Origin of the sequence: Pseudomonas karstica, assembly GCF_009707515.1 — a bacterium.
GTDB lineage: Bacteria > Pseudomonadota > Gammaproteobacteria > Pseudomonadales > Pseudomonadaceae > Aquipseudomonas > Aquipseudomonas karstica.
The window spans coordinates 292161-299112 of record NZ_WLYI01000003.1 but is presented as its reverse complement, the minus strand read 5'-3'; the positions used below and the strand labels follow the sequence as shown (position 1 = coordinate 299112).

At 59.5% G+C, this 6952-nt stretch carries 6 protein-coding genes; 4 read left to right on the top strand and 2 right to left on the bottom strand.

The annotated features are described in order from the left end of the window. Nucleotides 1-377 precede the first annotated feature (377 nt). The 4 genes from fae to GIR22_RS03940 all read left to right on the top strand — a co-directional run bounded on the left by fae (nucleotide 378) and on the right by GIR22_RS03940 (nucleotide 4845). Entirely contained in the window at nucleotides 378-890 is a 513-nt protein-coding gene (fae, locus tag GIR22_RS03955; protein ID WP_154742040.1) for a formaldehyde-activating enzyme, read from the top strand. 10 nt (nucleotides 891-900) lie between these two features. Next, nucleotides 901-1935, top strand: a complete 1035-nt coding sequence (locus GIR22_RS03950) for an aldo/keto reductase (protein ID WP_154742039.1) — start codon at nucleotides 901-903, stop codon at nucleotides 1933-1935. Further along, nucleotides 1932-3365: an NAD-dependent succinate-semialdehyde dehydrogenase gene (locus GIR22_RS03945; protein ID WP_154742038.1), complete on the top strand. Its 1434-nt coding sequence runs from the start codon at nucleotides 1932-1934 to the stop codon at nucleotides 3363-3365. Before GIR22_RS03950 ends, GIR22_RS03945 begins: the two co-directional genes overlap by 4 nt. 106 nt (nucleotides 3366-3471) lie before the next feature. Then, nucleotides 3472-4845: an MFS transporter gene (locus tag GIR22_RS03940; protein WP_154742037.1), complete on the top strand. Its 1374-nt coding sequence runs from the start codon at nucleotides 3472-3474 to the stop codon at nucleotides 4843-4845. Here the strand turns inward: GIR22_RS03940 and GIR22_RS03935 are convergent. Further along, nucleotides 4792-5667, bottom strand: a complete 876-nt coding sequence (locus GIR22_RS03935) for a LysR substrate-binding domain-containing protein (RefSeq protein ID WP_154742036.1) — start codon at nucleotides 5665-5667, stop codon at nucleotides 4792-4794. The two genes, GIR22_RS03940 and GIR22_RS03935, sit on opposite strands and share 54 nt — an antisense overlap. Nucleotides 5668-5885: 218 nt before the next feature. Next, on the bottom strand, nucleotides 5886-6881 hold the full coding sequence (locus GIR22_RS03930) for a LacI family DNA-binding transcriptional regulator (RefSeq protein ID WP_154742035.1): 996 nt from the start codon (nucleotides 6879-6881) through the stop codon (nucleotides 5886-5888). Nucleotides 6882-6952 lie beyond the last annotated feature (71 nt).

Genomic DNA, 6952 nt, shown 5'->3' with positions numbered 1-6952 from the left:
ATCACCGCTGCACCGGTGTCTTCGTTGTCGACTTCATCCCAACTCAGCATTGAAATACTCCTTCGTGGTTCGTTCTGACGGCGGATGACTGCTGATCACCGCGTTCAAGAAATGTGCTGTTTGCAGGCTTCAAGGCATTGAAATACTGCGCAGAGTGTGGTCGCTTTAAAGCGTTCCTGCACACTATGTAGTGGTTATCTTTGTTTGTTGCCACACTATATGGTGTGTAACAAGGATGGTCAACGCGCAGCAACGGCTTGATGTCGCAGGACCATGAGAAAAACTCACATCGCTATGACTTTTAATGGTTACGGCTGCCGTCGTTGCCAGTGCTAAAAATCGCCAACCAGCTCCCCCAACAAAAGAGCGTTTGCGAAATGAAAGCACTTGATCTGTACATCGGCGAAGGTTTCGAAGGCCCTGGCGTCAATGCCGCGCACATCAACATCCTGATTGGCCCGCGCAATGGCCCGGCAGGCCAGGCCTTCGCCAACAGCCTGGCGTCGCCAAGCCAGGGCCATTGTCCATTCATGGTGATTGCCCAGCCGAACATCCCAGTCAAACCCATGACCCTCTATGTCAACAAAGCCGCCATCGGCAGCGACCTGCATGGCAATGCCACCTGGGGCGCCTCCCAGGCAGGGATTGCCAAGGCGGTGCTGGAAGCCTTGTTGGACGGCACCTTGCCGCCCGAAGCCGAGGACGAGTGGGCCATTGTGACGGCCAATTGGGTCAACCCGGGCTGCGATGACCTGGATGCGGTTTACCTGAACAACTACAGCGCCTGCCGCACGGCGATACGCGCCGCCCTGAGTGGAAAACCGGAAACCGCGCAACTGGCGGATGTGGTCAATCACATCAGCAATCCTTTCTACACACCAAACGCCTGAGGACACCCCCATGCAATACATCCGTTTGGGCAACTCTGGCCTGCAAGTCTCGCGCCTGTGCCTGGGTACCATGAACATGGGCACCCCGGACTGGAAACCGTGGATCTTCGATGAGCGGCAAAGCGAACCTATCGTCGCCCACGCGCTGGATAACGGCATCAATTTCATCGACCTGGCCGACTTCTATTCGGCCGGTATGGGCGAAGAAGTGGTGGGGCGCATCCTTAAGCGCCTGGCCCGTCGCGAAGACATCGTGGTGACCACCAAGGTCGGCTACGGCACTCGCAGCGGGATCAACGCCTGCGGCCATTCGCGCAAGCACATCATGGACAGTATCGACGCCTCCCTTACGCGCCTGGGCATGGATTACGTCGATGTGTTCATGCTGCATTACTTCGACGTGAACACCCCGGTTGAAGAAACCATGGAGGCCTTGAACGACATCGTGCGGGCAGGCAAGGCCCGCTACATTGGTGTGTCAACCATGCTCACCGGGCAACTGGCGAAGATGCTCATGGCTTGCGAGCGCAACGGCTGGGTCAAGCCGATCAATATGCAGTTGCAACTGAACTGCGCCTACCGCGAGGAAGAGCGCGAGATGATCCCGTTCTGCCGCGACCAAGGCCTGGGCGTCTCGGTGTTCAGCCCGCTGGCGCGTGGCTTGCTCACCGGTGAGGTGCAGTCGAACCGCAACCAGACCGATTTATTTACCCAGCAGATGTACTGCGACCAGGCGTCGTTCGATATCGCTCATTCGGTGCAGCGTGTCGCCCGCGCCCGTGGTGTCTCCAACGCGCAGATTGCCCAGGCCTGGGTCGTTCACCACGCAGGTGTGGACTGCATGCTGGTGGGCGCCGACACCACCGAGCAATTCGACAGCGCCCTGGCGGCCCTCGACACCCGGTTGGATGCCGAAGAGCTGCATGAACTGGAACGCAATTACACGCCATGCGATGTGATCAACGACTACACCGCTGGCAACCGCATTTTGCGCAGCCCCCGTCCGGGTCTGGAGCGCTTTGACTTGATTGAGGGCGTCGCATGAATTCGCTGATCCGCAAGGGCAATTTCATCAATGGGCAATGGTCCAGCGGTGGCCAGACGTATCCGGTACTCAATCCGGCCAATGCCGAGCTGATTGCCGATGTGCAGCGTGCCGGCGCCGAAGCCACCAACCTGGCCATCGATGCCGCCAACCGGGCCTTGCCCGCGTGGCGCAAACTCACGGCCAAGGAACGCAGCCAGTGCCTGAAGCGCTGGAGCGAATTGATGCTGAGCAATCAAAAGGACTTGGCAAATTTGCTCAGCCTGGAGCAGGGCAAGCCTCTCGCCGAAGCGATGGGCGAAGTGATCTATGCCGCCAGCTTCCTGGAATGGTTTGCCGAGGAAGCCAAGCGCGCCTATGGCGACGTGATTCCCAGCCACAAGGCCGATGCCCGGATCATCGTCACCAAGGAAGCCATTGGCGTGGTTGCCGCTATCACGCCGTGGAATTTCCCACTGGCCATGGTTACCCGCAAAGTCGGCCCGGCACTGGCGGCAGGTTGCACGATGGTGCTCAAGCCTTCGGAGGAAACACCGCTGTCGGCCTTCGCCCTGGCAGTGCTGGCCGAGCAGGCAGGCATTCCCCCAGGTGTTTTCAACATTGTTTCCGGTGACGCCGTAGCCATCGGTGGCGCCCTGCAAGCGTCCAGCGTGGTGCGCAAACTGTCCTTCACCGGCTCGACCCGTACGGGCAAGCTGTTGATGCGCCAGGCGGCCGATACGTTGAAAAAAGTCTCCCTGGAACTGGGCGGCAACGCGCCGTTCATTGTGTTCGACGACGCCGACCTGGATGCCGCCGTCAAAGGCGCCATGGCCTCGAAGTTCCGTAACACCGGGCAGACCTGCGTGTGCGTCAATCGCTTCTTTATCCAGGACGGCGTCTACGATGCCTTCACCCAAAAACTCGCCCAGGCGGTATCAGCCATGCGCGTCGGCAGCGCGCTGGAAGGCGAAACCGAACAAGGCCCGCTGATCAACGCCGCGGCCCTGGCCAAGGTCGAGGCGCATGTCGGCGATGCTCTGGAGAAGGGCGCCAAACTGCTGTGCGGTGGTCGCCGACATGCCTTGGGCGGGACCTTCTTTGAACCGACCATCCTCACTGAAGCCCACGGCGACATGCTGATCGCCCAGGAGGAAACCTTCGGCCCGGTGGCGGCCTGTTTTCGCTTTACCGATGAAGCGCAAGTGCTGCAGCAGGCCAATGACACGCCTTTCGGGTTGTCGGCTTACTTCTACAGCCGCGACATCGGCCGCGTCTGGCGCATGGCCGAAGGCCTGGAAGCGGGCATGGTGGGAATCAACGAAGGGATCATTTCCACGGAAGTGGCGCCGTTTGGCGGGGTCAAGGAGTCCGGATTGGGCCGTGAAGGCTCCAAGTACGGCCTGGACGATTACCTGGAGATCAAATACCTGCTGATGGGCGGGTTGTAGGGGCGGGGTAAGCCGGCTCGCCACAACGTATCTGCGCGAGCAAGTTCGTCCCCACAGAAGGCTTGCTCGCTGTTACTCCGTCAAGAACAACAATATGGAGAACACCATGTCCGCTCAATCAATAAAAATCGACGACCTGCCGATCGGTCGTTTTCACCTGAAAATCGCCGGCCTGACCTTCGGCGCGCATTTTACCGATGGCTATATCCTGGGGTTGATCGGGATTGCTTTCACCTTGCTCAGCCCGCAGATGCAACTGGATGCTTTCTGGCAAGGGCTGATCGGCGCCTCGGCACTGATCGGCCTGTTTATGGGCAGCCTGTTTTTTGGCTGGATCTCCGACGCCCTGGGTCGGCAGAAAATCTTCCTGGTCAGCTTCGTTCTGATCACCGTGGCCTCGGTGATGCAGTTTTATGCGGAAACGGCCATGGGGCTGTTTCTCTGCCGAATCCTGATAGGTATTGGTTTGGGCGGCGACTTCAGCGTCGGTCATGCGATGCTGGCGGAGTTTTCCCCCAAGAAGCACCGCGGTGTGCTGCTGGGTTCATTCAGCGTGATCTGGACGTTTGGCTACGTCGCGGCGACGTTCGTCGGTACGGCCATGCTCAGCCTGGGTGATGATGCCTGGCGCTGGATGCTGGCTTCGTCGGCGATCCCTGCCGGGTTGATCCTGATTGCGCGCATCGGTACCCCAGAATCGCCACGTTGGCTGGTCAACCGTGGACGCATCGCCGAGGCGCGCGCCATCGTCAAGAAGCACTTGGGCGACAATGTGGTACTCGACGAGGAACCACCGGCGAAAACCCGCTCCGGGTATGGTGTGCTGTTCAGTCGTGAGTACCGCAAGCGCACAGCCTTCAACTGCTTGTTCTTTGTCTGCATCGTCATGCCGTACTTCGCCATCTACACCTTCCTGCCCTCGATTTTGCAGAAGATGGGCTTGGCTGAAGGGTTTGGCACCGAGTTGATGCTCAACCTGTTGCTGATCATTGGGGCATTGTTCGGCATCTGGTGCACCGTGAAGTTCTCCCGGCGCGGGTTCCTGATCAATTCGTTCATCATCCTCGCGGTGGCGTTGTTTCTGTTGGCAGTGTTGCCGGGGAACATGGCGTGGTTGATGGTGTTGGTGTTTGGTGTGTTTACCTTGGTGTTGTCGGCGGTGAGTAACCTGGTGGGCGTGTTTCCAGCCGAGAGTTTCCCCACCGAAGTGCGCGCCAGCGGAATCGGCCTGGCGACGGCGGTGAGCCGGTTGGGCTCGGCGGTCAGTACTTTTCTGTTGCCGGTGAGTGTGGCCGGCATTGGCTTGAGCCCCACCATGGGTATTCTGGCGGCCATTCTGGTATTGGGGGCGATCATCTCCTGGGCCTGGGCACCGGAAACCAAGGCGCTGACCTTGAGTCAGGCCGGCAAGGCTCCAACCTCCGCTTCAGGGGTTGCTCACCCGGTTCAACCACTCAGTAAACAACCGCACCTTGGATAACCCCTGCTTGTCGTTTGACACATCCAGCCAATAACCATACGGGCCGACCACCTCCACCGGGGTGATCGGCAACAGGCTGCCGTTGGCCAGTTCACGCTCGATCATTTGTCGGTCGATCACTGCCAGGCCACCCCCTGCCAGCGCGGTGTGAATCACCTGGTCAAGGGTGCTGAATTCAAGGCCTTGATCCGCATCAATATCCTCGCGGCCCATCGCCGCCAACCAATTCTCCCAGACCTTCAAGCGCTTGCCATCGTGCAGGATGTGCAACAACGGAGACTGATGCAGGTTCGGCGCTTGATCACCGATAAAAAGCTGCGGGCTGGCCACCGCAATGTGCCGCTCCATCACCAGTAATTGACTGGCGCAGTGACTGTCGGCCTTGAGGCCGAAGCGAATCTGGCAGTCAATCTCCGCCAGGCTGTCGTGGCTGTTTTGTTGGGTCACGCTGAGGCTGATATCCGGGTAGCGCAGGCAGAATTCGCGCAAGTGCGCCGACAGCCAACGGGTGGCCCAGGTCGGTGGTGCGAGGATGCGCAGGCGTTGGCGCAGATTGGGTACACGCACGGCGAGCAGCGCTCGTTCGATATGATCAAAAGCCTGGCCCAGGTGAGGCGCCAGTGCGGCGCCGGGGCCTGTCAGTTCCAGGCCTCTGGACGTGCGCACGAACAACGCCACGCCGAGGTAGTCTTCCAGCTGTTTGATCTGGCGGCTGACCGCGCCCTGGGTGACGTTCAGGCCCAACGCAGCCTGGCTGAAGCTGCGGTGATGCGCGACCTCTTCAAAGACCCGCAGCATGGTGAGGGAGGGTAGTTGACGCATGAAAGGCGCTCCACACTTGTTGTTTTTATCGTGCATGGACAGGTTATACAGGTTGAGAGAAAAAGCCTCGTAGCCTGCTGTAGGAGCGAGCTTGCTCGCGAAGAAATCATAGGCGACGCGTTGATCCAGGATGCACACGTTATCGTTGAGGTTTTTTGCGAGCAAGAACTAGGCGTCCCCCTCGTTCCTGCAGTGGTCGGGCTTTAACGAAAGCTGCATCAGGTGCGACTCGGTGCCGACGTACTGTCGCGCAATGCCAACTCGAACGGCAGCACGACATGGCGTTGTGGCAGAGCCTTTTTCTCGATCAGCGCGATCAGCATTTCAACGGCCAGGCGACCAAATGTTTGCGCAGGCTGGGCAATGGTAGTCAACGGCGGGTCGCAGTAGGCGGCAAAAGGAATGTCATCAAAACCTACCAGGGACATATCCTGCGGCACCTGCAGGCCCTGCTGCTTGATGCGTTTCAACGCCCCTATGGCCATTTCATCGTTTTCGCAGAACAACGCGGTGGGGCGATCGGGCAGGTCCAGCATCATGCCCGCACCCTCGAAACCGGCTTGCACAGTGAAGTCACCGTGGCAGATGAGGGCCGCGTCATGGGGGATGCCGGCATCATACAAAGCCGCTTCATAACCGGCTACGCGATCCTGGGTCAGTGGGCTGCTTTTTGGACCTTTGATCAAGCCGATGCGGCGGTGGCCCAGGTCAATCAAGTGTTGAGTCATGGCCTTGGCCGCACCCCGATTATCGAGGCTGATGGTGGGGTGGCGACCGTTCTGGATGACCTCGCAGGCGTTGACCAGGGGCGGGGAGTCGCAACTGGCAGTAAACGGGTCGGATGCTCGTAGCTGAATTACCCCATCGGCCTGGTGGGCATAGACCAGTTCGGCAAATTGTTTCTCGATCTCTTCCTGGCCCTGGGTGTCGCACAACAACAGCCGATAACCCGCCGCTTGTGCGGCTTGCTGCGCACCACTGATGACTCGGGCAAAGAACGTGTTGGCAATGGCCGGCACCAGAATCACCAGGTTGCCGGTGCGTCGCGAGCGAAACTGCACCGCCATGCGGTTTGGGCGGTAGCCGGCCTGTTCCACGGCGGCGATGACTTTGTCGCGGGTCTTTGGGAGCACCCGTTCGGGGGAGGCCAGGGTCCTGGACACGGTGGCCACCGAGACACCGGCCAGGCGGGCGACTTCACGAATATTGGACAAGACAACCTCACTATCAGAGCAGCAGTTGGCGAGTTTACCGCAGTCAGGGTTTGACACCGCGAGCAACTGAG

What these genes read in the sequence shown, in the direction of transcription:
- fae (WP_154742040.1), top strand. Translation starts at nt 378, where the DNA reads ATGAAAGCACTTGATCTGTACATCGGCGAAGGTTTCGAAGGCCCTGGC.
- GIR22_RS03950 (WP_154742039.1), top strand. Translation starts at nt 901, where the DNA reads ATGCAATACATCCGTTTGGGCAACTCTGGCCTGCAAGTCTCGCGCCTG.
- GIR22_RS03945 (WP_154742038.1), top strand. Translation starts at nt 1,932, where the DNA reads ATGAATTCGCTGATCCGCAAGGGCAATTTCATCAATGGGCAATGGTCC.
- GIR22_RS03940 (WP_154742037.1), top strand. Translation starts at nt 3,472, where the DNA reads ATGTCCGCTCAATCAATAAAAATCGACGACCTGCCGATCGGTCGTTTT.
- GIR22_RS03935 (WP_154742036.1), bottom strand. Translation starts at nt 5,667, where the DNA reads ATGCGTCAACTACCCTCCCTCACCATGCTGCGGGTCTTTGAAGAGGTC.